Annotated in this window: 17 protein-coding genes; 14 read left to right on the top strand and 3 right to left on the bottom strand. The window is 55.8% G+C overall.

Annotated elements, in window-relative coordinates; all coding sequences use genetic code 11:
- Positions 1 to 373 precede the first annotated feature (373 nt).
- On the bottom strand, positions 374 to 2,113 hold the full coding sequence (locus K9N21_14340) for an aldehyde ferredoxin oxidoreductase (GenBank protein MCF8145092.1): 1,740 nt from the start codon (positions 2,111 to 2,113) through the stop codon (positions 374 to 376).
- 437 nt (positions 2,114 to 2,550) lie between these two features.
- On the opposite strand from K9N21_14340, the gene K9N21_14345 reads away from it, so the two are divergent.
- The 5 genes from K9N21_14345 to K9N21_14365 all read left to right on the top strand — a co-directional run bounded on the left by K9N21_14345 (position 2,551) and on the right by K9N21_14365 (position 7,153).
- Entirely contained in the window at positions 2,551 to 2,796 is a 246-nt protein-coding gene (locus tag K9N21_14345) for a MoaD/ThiS family protein (protein ID MCF8145093.1), read from the top strand.
- Positions 2,797 to 2,801: 5 nt separating this feature from the next.
- Positions 2,802 to 3,128 carry a MoaD/ThiS family protein gene (locus K9N21_14350; protein MCF8145094.1) on the top strand — a complete coding sequence of 109 codons (327 nt, stop codon included), beginning with the start codon at positions 2,802 to 2,804 and terminating at the stop codon, positions 3,126 to 3,128.
- Positions 3,129 to 3,972: 844 nt separating this feature from the next.
- Complete coding sequence (locus tag K9N21_14355) at positions 3,973 to 5,460, top strand: NAD(P)/FAD-dependent oxidoreductase (GenBank protein ID MCF8145095.1); 1,488 nt, start codon at positions 3,973 to 3,975, stop codon at positions 5,458 to 5,460.
- A complete protein-coding gene (locus tag K9N21_14360) occupies positions 5,460 to 6,743 on the top strand; it encodes an NAD(P)/FAD-dependent oxidoreductase (protein MCF8145096.1) in 1,284 nt (427 codons plus the stop codon). The genes K9N21_14355 and K9N21_14360 overlap by 1 nt, the downstream gene beginning before the upstream one ends.
- A gap of 35 nt (positions 6,744 to 6,778) precedes the next feature.
- On the top strand, positions 6,779 to 7,153 hold the full coding sequence (locus tag K9N21_14365) for a DUF1667 domain-containing protein (protein ID MCF8145097.1): 375 nt from the start codon (positions 6,779 to 6,781) through the stop codon (positions 7,151 to 7,153).
- A gap of 75 nt (positions 7,154 to 7,228) precedes the next feature.
- Here K9N21_14365 and K9N21_14370 read toward each other — a convergent pair whose 3' ends face one another.
- Positions 7,229 to 8,146, bottom strand: a complete 918-nt coding sequence (locus tag K9N21_14370; GenBank protein ID MCF8145098.1) for a DeoR family transcriptional regulator — start codon at positions 8,144 to 8,146, stop codon at positions 7,229 to 7,231.
- A 462-nt stretch (positions 8,147 to 8,608) separates the two neighbouring features.
- On the opposite strand from K9N21_14370, the gene K9N21_14375 reads away from it, so the two are divergent.
- The 9 genes from K9N21_14375 (at position 8,609) to K9N21_14415 (ending at position 18,243) form a co-directional block, all read left to right on the top strand.
- Positions 8,609 to 8,878: a hypothetical protein gene (locus K9N21_14375; protein MCF8145099.1), complete on the top strand. Its 270-nt coding sequence runs from the start codon at positions 8,609 to 8,611 to the stop codon at positions 8,876 to 8,878.
- Positions 8,879 to 8,922: 44 nt separating this feature from the next.
- On the top strand, positions 8,923 to 10,017 hold the full coding sequence (locus K9N21_14380) for an ABC transporter ATP-binding protein (protein MCF8145100.1): 1,095 nt from the start codon (positions 8,923 to 8,925) through the stop codon (positions 10,015 to 10,017).
- 14 nt (positions 10,018 to 10,031) lie between these two features.
- Positions 10,032 to 11,117 (top strand): ABC transporter ATP-binding protein, encoded by a 1,086-nt coding sequence (locus K9N21_14385; protein ID MCF8145101.1) that lies wholly within the window; start codon positions 10,032 to 10,034, stop codon positions 11,115 to 11,117.
- A gap of 178 nt (positions 11,118 to 11,295) precedes the next feature.
- Entirely contained in the window at positions 11,296 to 12,171 is an 876-nt protein-coding gene (locus K9N21_14390) for a sugar ABC transporter permease (protein MCF8145102.1), read from the top strand.
- Complete coding sequence (locus K9N21_14395; GenBank protein MCF8145103.1) at positions 12,168 to 12,971, top strand: carbohydrate ABC transporter permease; 804 nt, start codon at positions 12,168 to 12,170, stop codon at positions 12,969 to 12,971. The genes K9N21_14390 and K9N21_14395 overlap by 4 nt, the downstream gene beginning before the upstream one ends.
- A 12-nt stretch (positions 12,972 to 12,983) precedes the next feature.
- Positions 12,984 to 13,268 (top strand): DUF2160 domain-containing protein, encoded by a 285-nt coding sequence (locus K9N21_14400; protein MCF8145104.1) that lies wholly within the window; start codon positions 12,984 to 12,986, stop codon positions 13,266 to 13,268.
- Between the two features lie 270 nt (positions 13,269 to 13,538).
- A complete protein-coding gene (locus tag K9N21_14405) occupies positions 13,539 to 15,269 on the top strand; it encodes an ABC transporter substrate-binding protein (protein ID MCF8145105.1) in 1,731 nt (576 codons plus the stop codon).
- Between the two features lie 286 nt (positions 15,270 to 15,555).
- On the top strand, positions 15,556 to 17,067 hold the full coding sequence (gene glpK / locus K9N21_14410) for a glycerol kinase GlpK (protein ID MCF8145106.1): 1,512 nt from the start codon (positions 15,556 to 15,558) through the stop codon (positions 17,065 to 17,067).
- A 6-nt stretch (positions 17,068 to 17,073) separates the two neighbouring features.
- Positions 17,074 to 18,243, top strand: coding sequence for an FAD-binding oxidoreductase (locus tag K9N21_14415; GenBank protein MCF8145107.1), 1,170 nt, complete (start codon positions 17,074 to 17,076; stop codon positions 18,241 to 18,243).
- 240 nt (positions 18,244 to 18,483) lie between these two features.
- On the opposite strand, the gene ald is transcribed toward K9N21_14415, so the two are convergent.
- Positions 18,484 to 19,593 carry an alanine dehydrogenase gene (gene ald / locus K9N21_14420; GenBank protein MCF8145108.1) on the bottom strand — a complete coding sequence of 370 codons (1,110 nt, stop codon included), beginning with the start codon at positions 19,591 to 19,593 and terminating at the stop codon, positions 18,484 to 18,486.
- Positions 19,594 to 20,036 lie beyond the last annotated feature (443 nt).

Below are 20,036 nucleotides of genomic sequence, written 5' to 3' on the forward strand. Positions count from 1 at the left end.
TCGTAGTGCATCAATCCCAGGTGTTCTTCATCCGCCTCGTTTTGCCGGTAGTGCTCGATACCCTGGAGGATAGAGGCTGCGCAGTTTCCGATACCAACAATACCGATTCTGATCTTTCTATCGCTATCCATGTCCCAACAATCCACTATGAGTACGAGAATGAGATCGAGACTTCTGCAACCGCCTCACAATATATCTTTTTATTTTGAAAATCAAGCCATACTTGGCCTTGAACTCGATTCCGGCTCTGATTGCGGACCGTTTTCGGTAGAGGCGACGATCGGGGGATGCCGGCCGGAGAGTGTGGATGCGTCAGGCCGGGTCTGGGGGAAGTTCCCCCCCGTCCGCATCTTATCGGACGGGGGGGACACTGTCAGGGGGAATCAAATTTTAACACTGAATCGAGATCCTCGTCAGAAACATCAAAGACGGCGTTGTGGGGCGAGAGTTTTTCCGTCTTGAAAAACTCGGGGAGCCGGTCATCGGCCGAAGTGAACCCGGCGCGCCGGTTGAAGTCGATCTCGGTCTTCAGGACCTTCTGTCCAAGGGCGCCGATGTCGTCTCCTGTGAGGCTTAGACCATACTTGGCGTTCACCATATCCACAATCGCCGCGAAGGCATCAGGGACGTCCAGCACCGGGAAGGCCACGAAGAGGCAAAGCCCGGCAGTGTCGATGAAGGCCGTGGCGATCTGGAGATCTTTGGAGAGTTTCGCCTGGCCCTCGCTCTTGAGCGGATCCAGTTGGCCCCCCACATTCATGATATTGGTTGCCACGGCGTAACCTGCCGTGTGGTCCGCCCCCATCGGTGAGGTGGCAAAGGTTACGCCGACGCCCTTTACCGCCCTCGGGTCATAGGCCGGGAGGGCCTGGTTCTTGACAACGGGAACCCGTCTGACCCCGAAGGTTTTTCCCACGACCCCGGCCCCTGCGCCTAATATGCGGCCCAGGGGGGTTCCTTTGCCCACCTCTGCGATGAGCTCTTCGGCACCCGCTGCGTCGCCGAAGTTTTTTAAGCCCCCTTCCATGGCAACGGCCACCGAATTTCCCATTTCGATGGTATCCACACCGATATCGTCACAGGCCCGGTCGATACGGGCGATGGCGTCCAGATCATCAATCCCGCAGTTGGGACCCCAGGCCCATACGGTTTCGTATTCGGGCCATTTGGAAACATAATCGCCCTTTTGGTCAACGAAGATTCCGGAACAACGGATGACGCAACCCGACATGCATCCGTGCGTCGGATCTCCCTTACGTTCTATGGTGAGCCTGTTCAGGGTTTCTCCTCCCACCTTGTCGGCCCCATCAAAACGCCCGGCGCTGAAGTTTCGGGTGGGAAGCCCCCCCGCCTCATTAAGGATATTGATGAGAATGTCTGTCCCGTAGGTCGGCAGGCCCTGACCGGTTACCGGATACTCCTGAAGCGCCTTGGCAAAGCGTTTGGCCGCCTGATTGAAGGATTCCTTGTCAATAATGGGCGCCACTTGGCCCCCTGACGGATCGATGATAATGGCCTTGAGTCCCTTGGATCCCATGACTGCGCCCAGGCCGCCCCGGCCGGCATGCCGGGTGGGGCGGACCTCTCTGTCGGTAAAGGCCACGCTCGCTCCGCCCAGTTTCCATTCGCCTGCCTGACCGATACTGACAAATCCGACTTTGTCTCCGAATTCGGTTTTCAGTTTATCTACGGCGGCATAGTTCCCGAGACCTTTTAGCTCGTCTGCAGGAGACAGCTCATACCGGTCCTTGCCCACCCAGAGCTTATAGAGCTTTCCGTTCTGCGGCAGACCCTCTACAACGATTGCTCCGATACCGAGCCGGGCAAGATACTGGCCTGCCTGACCCCCTGAATTGGCCTCCTTGATGCCGCCCGTGAGGGGACTCTTGGCGCCCACTGAGATACGGCCCGAATTGGCGCAATTGGTGCCGCCCAAGAGGCCCGGGGCAAAGATCAACTTGTTGTTGGGCCCGATGGGGGAGCAGGTCGGTTCCACCTCTCTTGCCACGATGGCAGAGGTGAGCCCCCGTCCGCCCAGTCCCTCATATACCTCCGGGATATCTTCCGCCTTGACCGAAAGATCGGTCATGTTGACTCTTAACATCTTGAACATGGCAGCCTCCTTTTGAATTGGGTTATTGCGTGTTTTTTCAATGACATTGCTTCGGTACCGCTCGGCTGGCGAGAAATCGGACCCGTTGGGTCCTGGTCAAAGAAGTCGATCGTCGCTCCTGTCACCCCCCTAAGCCTGCCATAATATGATCTCGATATCAAGCAGTTTTTACAAAAAAATCAGCATGTTAAGTCAAGAATGACATAAGGCGCCATCTGTAGCGGAATTGACAGCTACGGGTGTTTCTGATAAATTCCAGTCAGCAGGGTCCTCTCTGACGATATCGGATACTGGTTCAGCCTGCATCCAAAAAAAACGAAAGATCTCACTCCAAGACACGGAAAGGTTCTTCAACGGCTGACGGTCTGAGGTTCCTGAATTGAGAGAAGACAAGCAGCAACCCGCAAGCATTTTCAGTGGAGGGTCTGTTTAAAAAGATGTCTTTACCTATAAAGGTGTTTCTGAGTTCAACGGTGAGACAGTACATTCCCGGATATGATCCGTCTGAGGGAGTATTGATTTCCTTGGATCGGAAGACAACGATATTCGAACTCTGCAAGCGGATGCATATCCCCCAGGATAAGATCAAGATTATCATGGTGAATGGCAGGAATGCGTCTTTTGATTATGAACTGGAAGGGGGCGAGCGGGTCGGGCTCTTTCCCCCCGTAGGAGGGGGTTGAAAAAGATGGGTACAACCACAAAACAACAGCCTGTCACCATCCGCATATTCGGGTTTCTGCGGAGCCACATGGATGGGCAGGGATTGCCCTATACCCTGGAAAGAGATGTTCCCCAAGAGGGGTGTACCGCATACCATATCGTTACGATGCTGTCGCTTCCGCCTGAAGAGGTGGAAGCGGTATTTCGTAATGGACAGGTGATCAATATCTACGATCCCGTATTCCCCGGTGACCGGCTGGCATTGTGTCCGTACGGGACCCCTGGGCCTTATCGGGTTTTCCTGGGGATGGTGAGGGAAAACCGGGAACGGGCGCGGAGGGAATCAGAATAGAGCGCATTGCCAGGACCGGTTTCCCACGATTCGTACGAATGAGATTCTTGCCTGTATTCCCGCCTCGCAAGCCTCGGCAGGTTTTTGCCCCTTCTTGCACATGTTTTAAAACAACACGCATTAAAACAATAACGTTCAAAAACGAAAATTGAAATTTGGGATAATCAGAGCTGCGAAGGCCCTTCGGAGTCTTTTTTCGGAAGCTCGGCGTACAGGATAAGGACCGCTGTCATGCACATCCTAAGGATCGTAAGTTAATTTATCTCATCAAAATAATAAAATAAATTTTTTTTGCATCACACCAGAGAACCGCCTCGTTTCAGATGGGAATATTCCCCGACGTCTGCCGCTGTGCCATATCACTCCGGGCCACACACTCTATCACATTTTTTCGTAAATAACCTTATGTTTTGAAAAATGTCATATTTCGAAAAAAATTCTTGACATATTTCTTCATGTGGGAATAATAAATTCTGGTTAAGCTTGGTCTTTGTCGGATCCGCGCCCCAATGCCGGGCCATCATGGGAGATCCCCGGTAAGCACAGCGCTTCATCGATGGCGCCGCCACTGGCGGTTCTGTCAGGGCGCTGATCCACAAGAGCGGTGTTGGTTTCAAGCGTGGCAGAAGTCGACTTGGTTATTGTCTTCGTCGGCCATGGGGTGGATGTCAAACAGTTTCATGGTGCTTTACAGGTTTAGAAACAACTTTGATATGTCCCGGCTTGTCTTTGGTGTCATCTACCGGGGCATGTCCCACATCAGTACGGGCCTTCGTTAAAGAGCGAGAGGTCACCATGGTTCCGGATCAACGATTCGAAGCTGCAATCTGAAGCAGAGGGGTGAATGCGTTCACAGTATGACGTCATCATCATAGGCGCCGGGGTGGTGGGGTGTATGGTAGCCCGCTGGTTATCCCGGTACACGCTCAGGATTCTGCTTGTCGAGAAGACTTCAGACGTGTGTACCGGCGCCACGGCGGCCAACTCCGCCCTGGTTCATGCGGGCTACCACGCAGTCCCCGGTACGCTCAAGGCCGAGATGAACATCAAGGCGAATCCGATGTGGGACCGGCTTTCCGAAGACCTCCAGTTCGGGTTTGTACGCTCCGGCGCTTACATTGTGGCTGTGGGCGAAGACGAACGCCCGAGCCTGGACATGTTTCTGGACCGCGCCCAGAAGAACGGCACACCGGCGCAGATCATTTCCGGCAGGGAGATGCATAAGCGCGAGCCGTGCATCACTCCCGAGGTGACCAGTGCCCTCTTCGTGCCTGCCGGCGGCATCTGCGATCCTTGGGGCGCAACCATCGCAGCCGCAGAGAATGCGGTGATGAACGGCGTCGAACTCCGTCTTGACACGGAGTTCCAGGAGTTTCTATGGTCGGATGAGGAGGTCAAGCACATCGTCGGGATCAAAACCAACCGGGGTAGGTTCCATAGCCGGTGGGTGATCAACGCAGCCGGTCTTTTTGCCGACGAAGTGATGCATAAAGCAGGTGTACGGCCGGAATTCACGATCACGCCCCGCCGAGGAGAGTATTTTGTTTTGGATCGCAGCCGGATTCAGGTCCAAAACGTGCTGTTCCCGGTACCCACTCCCATCAGCAAAGGGATACTGGTCACCCCGACCCTTCACGGCAATACCCTTATCGGACCCAATGCGGAGAATGTCGAGGATAAGATTGACGTGGATGTGACGCCCGAGGGGATGGATGAGATCTGGGATGGGGGCAAGAAACTGGTCCCGAGTCTTGACCGGCGAGACATTATTGCGGTGTTCGCAGGGTTGCGGCCCGCAGGCAATGCACCGTGCCAAAACCCGGACGTGCACTACAATCACGACTTCATTATCGAAATCCCGGAGCACGTCAAGGGCTTCGTCAATCTGGGCGGCATGGATTCTCCCGCATTGACCGCGGCGCCCGCCATTGCCGAGAAGGTGGTAGAATTATTGCGGGAGGCGGGTGAGGCGTTGGCACCCAAGGCGGATTGGGATTCGATTCGCCCGGCACGCCCTGTTTTCCGGAACCTGTCTCACGGGGAGCAGGCTGCACTCGTCGCTGAAGACCCTCGATATGGACGGGTGATCTGTCGTTGTGAATATGTCACCGAGGGCGAAATCGTGGCCGAGATCCACGCGCCGATTCCTGCCACCACCTACGACGCCCTTAAACGGCGCACGTGGCTGGGTACGGGACGCTGCCTGGGCGCCTTTGACATGCCTCGCGTTATCAATATCCTGGCTCGCGAATTGGGAAAGGACCCCCTGGAGATAACAAAGAAAGGGGATGGCTCCGAACTCCTTTTCCGCAGGACCAAGGAGGTTCCGTGATGGCGAAGCCGCTGAAATCCCATTATGACGTCGTCGTCATCGGGGCCGGTCCCGGCGGGCTGGCCGCGGCCATCTCCGCCAAAAAAACCGGTGCGGACGACGTATTGATGATCGACCGCGATCCGGAATTGGGCGGCATCCTGTTGCAGTGCATCCACAACGGGTTCGGGGTGGAGACCTTCAAGGAAGATCTGCCCGGTCCCAGCTATGCCCAGCGCTTTATCAATGAGGCGCAATCGGTCGGCATCGAGTATCTGCTCGATGCCATGGTGCTGGATGTGACGCCGGGGCGCAAGATATATGTTTCGGGAGCCCGGGGGGGATTTAGAGAACTCCAGGCCAGGGCCATCGTTATCGCAATGGGATGCCGGGAGCGCACGCGCGCCCAGATTCGCATCCCCGGACCGCGCCCGGCCGGCGTCTATACCGCGGGGCTGGCGCAACGGTGGGTCAACGTTGAGGGATACATGCCCGGCGAGCGCTTTGTTATTCTGGGTTCGGGGGATATCGGCATGATCATGGCGCGGCGTCTGACGTTCGAGGGGGCCAAGGTCGAACGGGTCTTGGAGGTCATGCCCTATCTCACGGGGTTGAGCCGCAACTATGTCCAGTGCCTCATGGATTTCGATATTCCGCTGCAATTGCGACACACCGTCAAGCGCATTATCGGCAACGACCGTGTGGAGGCGGTTGAGGCGGTCCAGGTGGACGAGCGGTGGCAGTCTGTCCCCGGTACTGAGGAGATCATTCCCTGCGACACCCTGCTGCTTTCGGTGGGATTGATCCCGGAGAACGAACTCTCGCAAAAGGCCGGTGTGGTGCTGGATCCAGTCACCAACGGGCCGTTCGTGGATGACGGATTCGCCACCAATATCCCCGGGGTGTTTGCCGCCGGCAACGTGGTGCATGTCTATGACCTGGTGGATTGGGTCACCCAGGCCGGCCTTACCGCTGGGAGGCGCGCGGCCATGTTTGCCAAGGGGAGCTGTAACAAGAAGGCGGTCATGGTACCCACCGCTGCCGGTCGGAATGTGCGCTACGTAGTCCCCCACAAGCTCGATCCGGAGACGCTGACCCAGGACGCGATCACCCTTCAGATGCGAGTGACACAACCGATGGAAGAGGCGGTTCAGGTGCGGATAACCGACGGTGACACACTCATTGCGAAGAAGCGGGAGCGGTACGCGCGTCCCGGTGAAATGGTAAGCCTCACTCTGCGAGGACAGGAGTATGACGCGGTCCGAAATGCAAAAAAACTCGTCGTTAGCGTAGCTCCGGTTTAATCGCCGTGACACGGAGCCTGGACCGGAAGATGAACATGCCAGAGACAGAGAATATCATCTGCATCACATGCCCCATGGGGTGCAATCTGACGGTGACGCGCGAGGGCGCGACTGTATTGCATGTGAACGGCAATGCATGCAAACGCGGGCTCAAATTCGCTGAGGCGGAATTAACCGATCCGAGGCGTATGGTGGCGACGACAGTACATGTCAAGGGGGGGATTCACCCCCTGGTGCCTGTTTACACCAAGGAACCCTTTCCCAAACCACGCATCTTCGAGCTGTTGCGCGAGATTCGTCAATTGAATATCGAGGCACCGGTAACCATGGACCAGGTGGTGCTGAAGAATGCCCTGGGAGAGGGCATCGACATTATCGCCAGCCGGGACATGCCCGCAGCAGCCGTTTAGGAAATTCGATAAGGCCGCTGAGGGGTTTCAGCAAATCGCCTCATTTCCTGGTTGGGAATGCACGTCGAAGATTGCTCAGGAGTTGGGTGGGACATCTTTTCCGGACGGAATGATCTTTTTTTTCAGAGACTTCCCCTGGACGGGTTTCAAATCGTTAGGTGAGGATTCGTCTGCCACATACAATTTGACATCTGCGGCCGCTAACATCTCACACATCTCGGGAGGGGGAAACTGGTCTGTAAACAGGGCGTGCACTTCACGGATATTACAGAGGCGCACCATGGCCTGCCGGCCGAATTTGGTGTGATCGGCCACCAGAAAAACCTTTCGGGAGGTTTCGATGATCGCCCGTCCCACTCGAATTTCATGATAATCGAAGTCCAGCAAGGTTCCGTCTCCGTCGATGCCGCTCACGCTGATGATGCCGAAGTCGAATTTGAACTGCCGGATGAAATCAATGGTCGCCTCCCCTGTCAGTCCCCTGTCACGGCCGCGCACGGCCCCACCCGTGACAATCACTTCGAACCTTTCGTTTTCGCTCAAAATGACCGCCACATTCAGATTGTTGGTGATCACCCTCAACCGGTCATGATTCAGGAGGGCTTTGGCCACCTCCTCTGTGGTCGTACCGATGTCGAGGAAGAGGGATGCCTCGTCGGGGATATGCCTTGCCAGCAGGCGGGCGATCTGGATCTTTCCTGCCAGCGCAAACATCTTGCGGGTTGTGTATCCTACGTTTTCTACGCTGGAAGGGAGCCCGGCCCCTCCATGGTGCCGGTGTACCAGGCCCTTTCTGGAGAGCTCATTAATGTCCCTGCGAATGGTCTGGGGGGTGACCATGAATGTCTGGGCCAGGGCATCGATGGAAACAAATCCCTGCCCTCGGACAAGGTCCACGATTTTGGATTGTCGGAGGAGGACGCTCCTCGACTTGCCGTCTTTCTTAAATTCCTCTTCTTCTGTTCTTGTCGTGACGGTCTTGTCGGGTGCCATTTCAAGTCCCATTACAGTCACCTCCGGCATGGTTTTCTATTTCCTGAATTTGTCAAAGAGAACATATCACTAAATAATGCATTTCGCAAACGAAAATTCAAGATGATCTTCCCGAAGATCCACAGCCCCTGTGAACGGCTGTTCGGGCGTCTGGCGGAAAGATGAAGACCGGTGCCGTTAGATTGCCCGCCGAATACAGGCAAAAAGCCATTCTGGTGGACTTGAACGTCGCTTCCTTTTGGACAGAAAACTCTCTCGGGATGGCATTCAACACATAATCCACATCGCTTATGGGATGCCATCCGTTGAAATGATTTTTCACAAACGATTATTTTATGAAAAACAATGTAATTTTCCGAAAGAAATGCTTGACATTCTTTTCAGGTTGTTCTAGTAAAAATAGACGAGATTTTCACCTTTGAACTTCAACCTGCCGGATCGGCGTCCGGTTCCTGAGTAACCATGGACCATCCTCTGCAACCAAACATACTCAAGATCATCGGTGGCGCGCAACCGGAACAGGTTTTGTCATTGACCTGGTCCTTTGCGACATTCCGTTGCGTCTTTATGAAAAGAGAGGATATCCATTCCGGCGCATCCGGCGGAACGCACGGACTGCTCCACAAGCGATTTGAACCGCTGTCTCAGGTGGTGGTCATTGAACACGGGGCTCCTGACAAGCGCCCCCCATATGCAGACCGCACCGGTCGAATTATTTGGATCAGGCTTTGAAAATCCATCAACAGACGTAAAGCAGCCGTATGGATGACGTTCCTATGTCCTTGAGATTGGAATCCATAGGTAAGAAGGTGGGCCGCGAAACGCATATCGACGCGGTAAGCCTGGAGTTTGAGGCGGGATCTCGGAATGTCCTCCTTGGCCGCACGCTTTCCGGCAAGACCTCCCTTCTCCGCCTGATGGCCGGGCTGGACCGGCCTACATGCGGACGGGTTTTGGTAAACGGGCAAGACGTTACGGGCAGGTCTGTCCGAAAGCGCAGGATTGCCATGGTGTATCAGCAGTTCATTAATTATCCCTCTCTCACCGTCTTTAACAACATCGCATCGCCTCTGAAAATCGCCAAGGTCCCCAATTCAGAAATCGACAAACGAGTGCGCACTACAGCGGAAATGCTCCATCTGGAAGGGTTCCTGGATCGGCTACCCAGCGAGCTTTCAGGCGGACAGCAGCAGCGCGTGGCCATTGCCCGGGCCCTGGTCAAGGAGACGGATCTTCTCCTGCTGGATGAGCCCCTGGTGAATCTGGACTACAAGCTGCGCGAGGAGCTGCGGGCTGAGTTGCAGGATATTTTTGAAGCGCGTCAGGCCATTGTGGTTTACACAACAACGGAACCGACCGAGGCCCTGATGTTGGGCGGCAATGTCGTGGTTATTGACGAGGGCCGGGTCCTGCAGACCGGTCCGACTCCGGAAGTGTATCATCACCCCGCCACAACCAAAGTGGCCGAAGTCTTCAGCGATCCTCCGATCAATTTCCTCACCGGCAGGGTCCATGGGGGCGTTGCCCGGATGGGGCAATATATTGAATTGCCGCTCAATAACCATATGAAATCCCTGACTGACGGGGACTATGTATTCGGCGTCCGCGCCAATCACCTTTTTTTGTCCAGAACAGGCAAAGAAGATGTGGAAATTCCCGCAAGAGTGGGACTGGCGGAGATCAATGGGTCGGAAACTTTTATCCATGCGACTCACGATGGTTTCCAGTTGGTGGTTCTGGAAAGAGGCGTTCGGCCGGTCCGGATCGGCGTTGAAATAACCATATATGTCAGCCCATCCTCCTTTTTTGTATACGACCCATCAGGGGCACTGGTTGCGTCGCCCCCACGAGAGGCGTCAAAGACCGACTGATGTAGGGGAGTGTTATGGCTCGCATCGAGTTGAGTGAAGTTGCGCACAGCTATCTTGCCAGACCCGGAAAGGATTCCGATTATGCGCTGAAGCGGATCCACAATGTATGGGAGGACGGGTCCGCATGCGCCTTGTTGGGTCCCTCGGGCTGCGGGAAAACGACCTTGCTCAACATTGTTTCCGGTCTGCTGACCCCCAGCAGGGGTCGGGTCCTTTACGATGGAAGGGACGTCACCAAATTGCCGCCTGAAAAACGGAACATCGCCCAGGTCTTTCAGTTCCCGGTGCTCTACGACACCATGTCGGTTTACAATAATCTGGCATTTCCCTTGCGCAATCGAGGGATCGATGAATCCCTGGTAAAGGAGCGGGTCCTGGAAATCGCTGAGATTCTTGAACTGACCTCTTTCCTGGGCAAGCGGGCCGCGGGACTGGCAGCCGATGCCAAGCAGAAAATCTCATTGGGTCGCGGGCTGGTCCGAAGCGACGTGGCGGCCATCCTCTTTGACGAGCCCCTGACCGTGATTGATCCACAGCTCAAGTGGCACCTGCGGCGCAAGCTCAAAGAGATCCACGAAAAGCTGAAGCTGACCTTCATCTATGTGACCCATGACCAGGTGGAGGCCCTGACCTTTGCCGATCAGGTGGCGGTAATGTACGAAGGTGAAATTGTGCAGATCGGAACGCCTCAAGACCTTTTTGAAAATCCCGAACATCGTTTTGTGGGCTATTTCATCGGGAGTCCGGGGATGAACTTCCTGGATTGCGTCATCGATGGAAATGTGGCCCACGTGGATGGGGCCGACATTCCCCTGGCTGAGGAAACCGCGGCAAAAGGACTTGAGGCCAAAGGAAAGCTGGAACTGGGGATTCGGCCCATGTACCTGGAGGTCCATGGCGAACCCGGTGACAACCGGGTGGAGGCCTCGGTCAGGATGGTTGAAGACCTGGGGAGCTACAGGATCATGACCCTCAGACTGGCGGGGAGGACATTAAAGGCCAATCTGTCTGAAGACCAGCATGTTCCCGAGAGACGGGCCTGGCTTTCTTTTCCGCCGCAATGGACCCGTTTGTTCGCCGACGGCTGGCGGGTTAAATAGTGCCCGAACAAATAGACCCGTTCAGGGAACGTGCGAATACGGAGATCGGAAATCCAGAACAAATTCAAACAGCAAAACCCAAAACGATGAAATACAGCCCTAAATAGAGAGCCCTCTCCTATTAGAGAGCGTGGGTACATTTTTCAATCCTCAATCTTCAATTCCAAAGGGTATTGTCATGGAAAAATGGCCCGATAACAAGGCCTGGTTGCTGGTGATGCCGGTTTTTGTCATTGTCGCGTTCAGTGCCATCATTCCCCTGATGACCGTGATCAACTATTCGGTCCAGGACATTCTCGCACCGGGACAGAGCATCTTCGTCGGAACCGAATGGTACGAAGAGATGTTGGGCGACTATCGCCTGCATGAAGCGCTTTGGCGTCAGTTCATGTTCTCCGGGCTCGTGCTGTTGATCGAAATGCCCCTGGGCATCCTCATCGCCCTGGCCATGCCCAAAAAGGGATGGGGGGTCCCCGCCTGTCTGGTGACCATTGCGCTGCCGCTGCTGATTCCATGGAATACCATCGGAACCATCTGGATCATCTTTACCCGGCCCGATATCGGGCTGTTCGGCGCGGGGATGAACAACCTTCTGGGCATTCCGTTCGACCACACGGCGAGGCCTTTGGACGCCTGGGTGACCCTGATGCTCATGGAGGTCTGGCATTGGACTCCCCTGGTGGCCCTGCTGGCCTATGCCGGACTACGCGCCATTCCCGAGGCCTATTATCAGGCCGCCCGGATCGACGGGGCATCGGCCTGGTCTACCTTTCTCTACATCCAGTTGCCCAAGATGCGCGGCGTACTCACCATCGCTTTTCTCCTGCGATTCATGGACAGTTTCTTGATTTATGCGGAACCGTTTGTGCTCACCGGAGGAGGCCCCGGCAATTCCACCACGTTCCTTTCCATCTATCTGGTCAAGATCGCCCTGCTGCAGTTCGATCTGGGGCCGGGCGGGGCCTTTTCCCTCATCTATTTCGTCATCGTTCTCCTGTTCAGTTTTATCTTTTACCAGGCCCTTCAGCGAGTCGGAAGAGGAGATAAAGTATGAAAGGAAAGAAAAAAATCGTCGGTCTTGCCATATACTTTTTCCTGTTGCTGATTCCCATCTACTGGATGCTCAACATGTCCCTCCGGTCCAACGCCGACATCCTTGCGTCTTTTGCGTTGTACCCCAAGGACATCACATTCATGAATTACATGAAGATATTTACGGATTCATCCTGGTACATGGGATACGTCAATTCCATGATCTACGTGGCACTGAATACTGTCATCTCTCTGTTCGTGGCCCTGCCCGCGGCCTACGCCTTTTCGCGGTACCAGTTTGTAGGCGACAAGCAGATGTTTTTCTGGCTGCTCACCAACCGGATGGCGCCCGCGGCTGTTTTCGCGCTCCCCTTTTTCCAGTTGTATTCCACGGTGGGCCTCATGGATACCCACATTGCAGTGGCCCTGGCCCATTGCCTGTTCAATGTGCCTTTGGCAGTATGGATATTGGAAGGTTTTATGTCCGGGGTCCCCCGTGAGATTGATGAAACCGCCTTTATCGACGGGTACAGCTTCCCTCGCTTCTTTGTCACCATATTTATTCCTCTGATCCGGGCCGGTGTGGGCGTCACGGCCTTTTTCTGTTTTATGTTCAGTTGGGTGGAACTGCTGCTGGCAAGGACCCTGACAGTCACTGAAGCCAAACCGATCTCCGCCATCATGACCCGAACCATCAGCGCCACGGGCCTTGATTATGGGCTGTTGGCCGCAGCCGGGATTCTGACCATTGTACCGGGCGCCATGGTGATCTGGTTTGTACGCAATCATATGGCCAAGGGTTTCGCCCTGGGCCGGGTATAAAAAGGAACTACCATGAAGCTGACACTGGAATGGATGGAATGGACCGTACCCACCGCCATTTTCATCACCACTATTATTGGAATTGTGATTGCCATGACCGTGTGGCAGACCGTATCTCCCTCCATGGAACGCCGCGGTTTTCTGCCGATACCCACCACACCGGGGGATCGGTTCTTCATAGGGGTCTTAACCAGTGTTTTTATTTTTTTTGCATGGATTGGCTTGACCAGTTTTGCCCTTTGGATCTTGCTCATTGTTGTCGTGTGCTGGATGGTTGTGGTGATGGTATGGGGATAGCCCATTTCAGTCTCCAGGTCCAGACGTGAGACGATTTGCTGATAAATCATTAGGAAGAAGTTACGTGAACAGAGGTGCTAACTTCGAGATCGTATGTGGAATAACCCAAATTGTCTTGAAATTTGGAAAGGGGGTGGTGACGACCAGAAAAAAATAGGGGCCCACCGAATAGGGGCTCTGGTCTGCTTTGCCGATTTTTTTCTTCGACGCAGTCCTATCATCGGCAAGGCGCGTGCGGTTAATTAAAAAGCTTTGAGAGGAGGCAACCCAATGAGCAAGAAGAGACTATTTTTTTGCGGGATCATCGCCTTGGCGTTTGTTTTTTCAGGCGTTCCCTGCTGGTCGTCACCGCAGACGGACGCAGCCAAGAAATGGATCGACAATGAATTCCAACCATCCACGCTGACCAAAGAGCAGCAGATGAAAGAGATGGAATGGTTCATCAAGGCGGCCGAGCCCTTTAAGGGCATGAATATTAAGGTCGTCTCAGAGACCATCGCTACCCATGAATATGAAGCCAAGGTCCTCGCACAGGCCTTTGAAGAGATTACCGGAATCAAAGTTTCCTTTGATTTAATCCAGGAAGGGGACGTGATCGAAAAGCTTCAGACCCAGTGGGCCTCGGGAAAGAACATCTATGACGCATGGGTGAACGATTCGGATCTCATCGGCACGCACATGCGCTACGGGTTCGTGGTTCCTCTGAGCGATTTCATGGAAGGCGAGGGAAAGGATGTGACCCTGCCGACCCTGGACATTGACGATTTCATGGGAAAATCCTTTACCACCGGTCCGGATGGAAAACTTTATCAACTTCCCGATCAGCAGTTCGCCAACCTCTACTGGTTCCGGTATGACTGGTTTACGCGCCCTGATTTCAAGAAAAAATTCAAGGAGATCTACGGCTATGAACTGGGCGTCCCGGTCAATTGGTCTGCATACGAAGACATTGCTGAGTTCTTTACCGAGCATATCAAGGAAATCGATGGGAAAGCCGTTTACGGCCACAATGACTACGGTAAAAAGGCCCCGGATCTGGGTTGGCGTTTTACGGATGCCTGGCTCTCGATGGCCGGTTGCGGCGATAAAGGACTGCCCAACGGCAAGCCGGTGGATGAGTGGGGCATCAGGGTTGAAAACTGCCAGCCGGTGGGTGCCAGCGTTTGTCGGGGCGGCGCCGCCAACAGCCCTGCAGCCAAGTACGCCCTTCGCAAGTACATGGAGTGGCTTCGGAAATATGCGCCTCCCGGCTGCTTGGGAATGGATTTCTATACCTACCTACCCTTCTTAGCCGGAGGGAATGTGGCTCAGCAGATTTTCTGGTACACGGCATTTCTGCCCACTATGGTGGCTCCCGGACCGACGGTCAACGAGGATGGGACACCCAAATGGCGTATGGCCCCTTCTCCACATGGCCCCTACTGGGAAGAGGGGATGAAGTTGGGGTATCAGGACTGCGGATCCTGGACATTCATGAAGAGCACACCCCTGGATAGGCGGAAAGCCGCATGGCTTTTTGCCCAATTCTGTGTGGCCAAGACCACGTCGCTGAAGAAGGCCCATGTGGGCTTGACGCCGATTCGCGACAGCGATATCCGGCACCAGTCCTTTACTGACCGTGCACCGAAGCTGGGTGGTCTGGTAGAATTTTATCGCAGCCCGGCGCGTGTGGCGTGGACCCCCACCGGGACCAACGTGCCCGATTATCCCAAGCTGGCGCAGCTGTGGTGGCAGAATATCGGCGAGGCGGTCTCAGGCGAGGTAACCGTTGACAGGGCCATGGACAACCTGGCTCAGGAGATGGATAAGGTCATGCAGCGGATCGAGCGGGCCGGCGTCCAGAAGGAATGCGGTCCGAAGCTCAATCCATGCGGGGACCCGAAGGAATGGCTGAATAAGCCCGGATCGCCCAAGGCCAAGCTCGCCAATGAGAAGCCGCAAGGTCAAACCATTGACTACGACCAGCTCATTCAGGCGTGGCGTGAGGGAAAGGTGAAATAACCCGAGGGGGAAGACCCTTTCAGCAAGCAGGTGGTATCAGGGCCGGCCGTCAAGGCCGGCCCTTTTTTCGTGTGTTATGGCATCCTCAGATCTCGTCACCATCACCCCGGCCAGGTGGAATCCGACGGGGCCCTTGCCATGGCACAACGGAAGAGGAGGACAAAAAGATAGAAAGCCGATTGATTTTGGTAAAATTTTGTGCGAAAGACAAATTCAGCAGTTTCTTGATAAAATCAGTTGGTCAACTGATTAGGCCGCGCTTGCGCGAAGACTCTGGAGGAGTGACATGGCTGGCTATATAGGCGCAGTGGACCAGGGAACCACCAGTACCCGCTTCATTATTTTCGATCACGCGGGCCGGATAGCGGGTCTGGATCAGAAAGAGCATAAACAGATTTTTGCCAGGCCCGGGTGGGTGGAGCACGACCCTTCTGAAATATGGCGAAACACGCAGGATGTTATTCGGGGCGCACTGTCCAAGACAGGGATTCGGGGTTCTGATTTGGCCGCTATCGGGATAACCAATCAACGTGAGACCACTGCGCTCTGGAACAGGCATACCGGAGAGCCCTATGGTAATGCCGTTGTCTGGCAGTGTACGCGGACAGACGGGATCTGCAATGATCTTATCCGGGAGAGAGGAATAGACGGGTTTAGGGACAAGACCGGTCTCCCCATTGCAACCTATTTCTCCGGCCCCAAAATCAGATGGATCCTCGAGAACAATCCCGATGCCAGGTCTGCTGCCAAGAAAGGGGATGTCTGCTTCGGAACCATGGAGACGTGGGTCATATGGTGGCTTACGGGCGGACCTGAAGAAGGACGCCATGTGACCGATGTAACCAATGCGAGCCGAACCTTGCTCATGGACCTGCGGTCTCTCACGTGGGACAACGACATATTGGGGGCACTGGGGATCCCAAGAGAGATCCTCCCTGAAATCGTCCCTTCCATTGATACGGATATTTGGGGCATGACCTCAACCGATGGCCCGGTGGGGGCCCGGATTCCCGTGTGCGGCGCGCTGGGGGATCAGCAGGCAGCGCTTGTGGGTCAGCACTGTTTTGAAATGGGTCAGGCCAAGAATACATACGGCACCGGATGTTTTCTTCTCCTCAATACCGGAACCACTCCTATGCCGTCCAAACATGGGTTGATTACCACCTTGGCATATCAGATGAGAGGTCAAAGGCCGGTCTATGCCCTTGAAGGATCCATCGCCATTGCCGGGGCCCTGGTCCAGTGGCTGAGGGACAATTTAGGGATGATTTCCGAGGCCCCTGAGGTGGAAGATTTGGCCTCTGAAGTCGAGGACAGCGGCGGTGTTTACATCGTACCGGCATTTTCCGGACTCTTTGCCCCCTACTGGCGGTCCGACGCCCGCGGGGTCATGGTCGGGTTGACCCGATACGCCAACAAGAGTCACATCGCCCGGGCGGTGTTAGAGGCCTGCGCCTTTCAGACCCGGGATATCGTTGAGGCCATGAATAAAGATTCCGGAGTGCGCCTGGCCCATCTCAAGGTAGACGGCGGCATGGTCTACAACGATCTTCTGATGCAGTTTCAGGCAGACACCCTTGCCGTACCGGTCATCCGGCCCAAGGTGGCGGAGACCACTGCATTGGGGGCCGCCTATGCAGCCGGACTGGCTGTGGGTTTCTGGTCAGGGATCGAGGAACTGCATAAGAACTGGAGTGCGGATAAGACCTGGCAGCCGGGCATGGCCGAGAAGGAGAGAGAAAAGGGATACCGGGGGTGGAAAAAGGCTGTTGAAAGGACTCTCAACTGGGTTGAATAACCCCCCATGGGGAAGGTTTCTGTGGCCGTTAAGGAAGATCATTGCAGGGTCGAAACGTCCGGCTTCGAGGCCGTTATTATCGGGTGCGGGATTGCGGGGGCTTCTGTAGCCTATTTTCTGTCTCAGCGGGGGATGACGGATATCCTGATCCTCGAGCGGGAGACCCAGCCCGGCTATCACGCCACCGGACGCTCGGCGGCGGTACTGGTGGAATTCGACATGGTGCGGCCCATCCTCCAGTTGAAGCTTCTGGGGGCGCGATTCCTGCGCAATCCGCCTGCGGGATTTTCCGAGAATCCCCTGCTTCAGCAGTCCGGGATCCTCATCCTGTTTCAGGCGCCCCTGTGGCAACATGTCGCGCAGATGATCCCGGACCTGAAGCGATGGGGCGTTGCCGTGGATGTGCTGGACCGGGAAGAGACCGTCAAGAGGATGCCGGTGGTGTCTCCCGAGAATTTCGACGGTGCACTGCTTCTACCCCAAGACGGACGCATCGATGTCAACGAATTGCTGTGGGGTTATCTTAAACAGGCCCGGGCCAGGGGGGCCCGGCTCCTGTGCAATGAAGAGGTCTCAGACATCATGGTGGAGCGGGGAAGGTGCGTCGGCGTCAGGACGAGTTCCGGCACCTATCGATCCCGATGGGTCATCAATGCGGCAGGGGCCTGGGCCGGACAGATCAGGGAGTTGATCGGCCCCTCCCCGGTGCAACTGACGCCCCATCGCCGCACCATCGTCACCTTCAAGCCCCCGGAGGGGTTGGTCGTCCGACAATGGCCCCTGGTGGCGGATTTGAGCCACGACCTCTATTTTTCCCCCGAGTCGGCCGGTCTCATGGCCAGCCCCATGGACCAGGACCCCATGCCCGCGTGCGATGTACGGCCGGATGAAATGGGGGTGGCGCGAACAATGGAGCGGCTTGAGGAGATCACCCCGCGACTGGTTCCCAGATCCATTGTCCATAAATGGGCCGGACTCAGGACCTTTGCGCCGGACCAGGTCATGGTGGTGGGAGAGGATACGGATGTGAAGGGGTTTTTCTGGCTTGCCGGCCAGGGAGGGGCCGGGATCGAGACCAGTCCGGCCGTCGGACGGATCGCAGCGGACCTCATGGTAGACGGGCGCACCGACCTGGTGGATGCGAGGCTCTACTCACCGGCAAGATTCGGCAGGTGATTAAAGTGCCTGCACTGAAGTTCCCAAGGCGGCCTAACCGCCGCAACCCAAAAGTTTTCACCCAAGTCCCGGAAGCGTTCTGGACGCCCACGGGCAGACTTCTTCGCACGTTGCAGAGAAGTTACAGACAAAGACTTTAAGGCGGCCTAACCGCCGCAACCCAAAAGGTATGGGTGCAAATCCCGGCAATTTTTGAGCGCGCGTGGGGGTCTCTTTCTCCCGCCCAAGGGCGGGACCACCCTACCAAATGGATGTCAGAGGGGTATATTCAAGACCGAGGGCCTCTGCCACTGCCTGGTAAGTCACCTTTCCCCTATACACATTGATCCCTTTGGCCAGTGCAGGGGTATTCTTTATGGCCTGGGAGACCCCTTCTCTTGCCAGTTGCGTCAAGTAGGGGAGGGTGGCATTCGACAGGGCATGGGTACTGGTCCGGGGGACAGCTCCCGGGATGTTGGTGACCCCATAGTGAATAACGCCGTCCAATACATAGACCGGATCCGAATGCCGGGTCGGGCGGATCGTCTCGCAGCACCCGCCCTGATCTACGGCCACATCCAGAACGACGCTCCCCGGCGCCATCCTCCGAATCATATCCCTCGTCACCAGGCGCGGCGCCTTTGCACCCTTTACCAGGACCGCGCCGATGAGGAGATCCGACCGTTTAACCGCCTCGGCGATGTTGTAAGGATTGGCGCACAGGGTGGTGAGCCGGCCGTGCAGGACCTGATCCAGATAGCGGAGACGATCCGCGTCAATATCGATGACGATCACGCTGGCGCCCATGCCGAGGGCAATCTGGGCGGCATTGGTCCCCACCACGCCGGCGCCCAGGATAGTCACATTCGCGGGACGGACCCCGGGTACTCCCGACAGGAGCTTTCCCCGGCCGCCGTTGTTTTTTTCCAGGTACTGGGCCCCCAGCTGGACCGACATACGCCCGGCCACCTCGCTCATCGGGGTAAGGAGAGGAAGTCTCCCATCGGCCGTCTCCACGGTCTCATAGGCGATGCCGGTCACTCCGCGCGTCATCATCTCGAGGGCGAGGGCCTTTTCTGCGGCCAAATGGAGGTAGGTAAATAGGGTCAGGCCCTGTTGCATCAGGGGGTATTCGGAAGACTGGGGTTCTTTGACCTTGACGACAATGTCAGCGGTCCACGCCTCACCGGCTTGCGCAACTATCCGTGCGCCCCCCTGGAGATACTCCTCATCGGAAAAACCGCTCCCCTCACCGGCGCCGGTCTGGACCAGGAGGTCGTGCCCTGAATCCACCAGGTGCCGGACACCGCCCGGCGTAATGGCTACCCTGTTCTCGTTGTCTTTTACCTCCCTGGGCAAACCGATGATCATCAGTCCCTCCCAAAAAGTACCTAAGGCGGCCTGACTGCCTCAACCAAACAGGTTTCACCTATGGACGCCCGTGGGGGTCTCTGCCCAAGAGCTGCAATAAAATGCGGTCGTATCGTTCGGCGGCCGCCCCCGGGCTCCGGATAATGTTTACGGAAAGGCAGCAAGGACATACCGTCCCATAAAAGGCAGTCCTTGGGGCTGGAACAGACTGTATTGTAAAGCCCTGCTGCCGTCCCCAAGAGCTGTATTCGGTTTTTGTCCCGCCTCCTGGGCGGGAGGCAGAGACCCCCACGGGCAAACTTCTTCGCACATTGCAGAGAAGTTACAGACAAAGAGCCTAAGCTCGAAGCTCAAAGCTGAAAGGGGTTATCAGTTATCGGTTATCGGGCAAGGGGTCTCCCGGTTAGCGCATGGGGCATAGGGTCGCTCAACCCGATAAACCC

The organism is Deltaproteobacteria bacterium, assembly GCA_021737785.1.
In the GTDB taxonomy this organism is placed as follows: domain Bacteria; phylum Desulfobacterota; class DSM-4660; order Desulfatiglandales; family Desulfatiglandaceae; genus AUK324.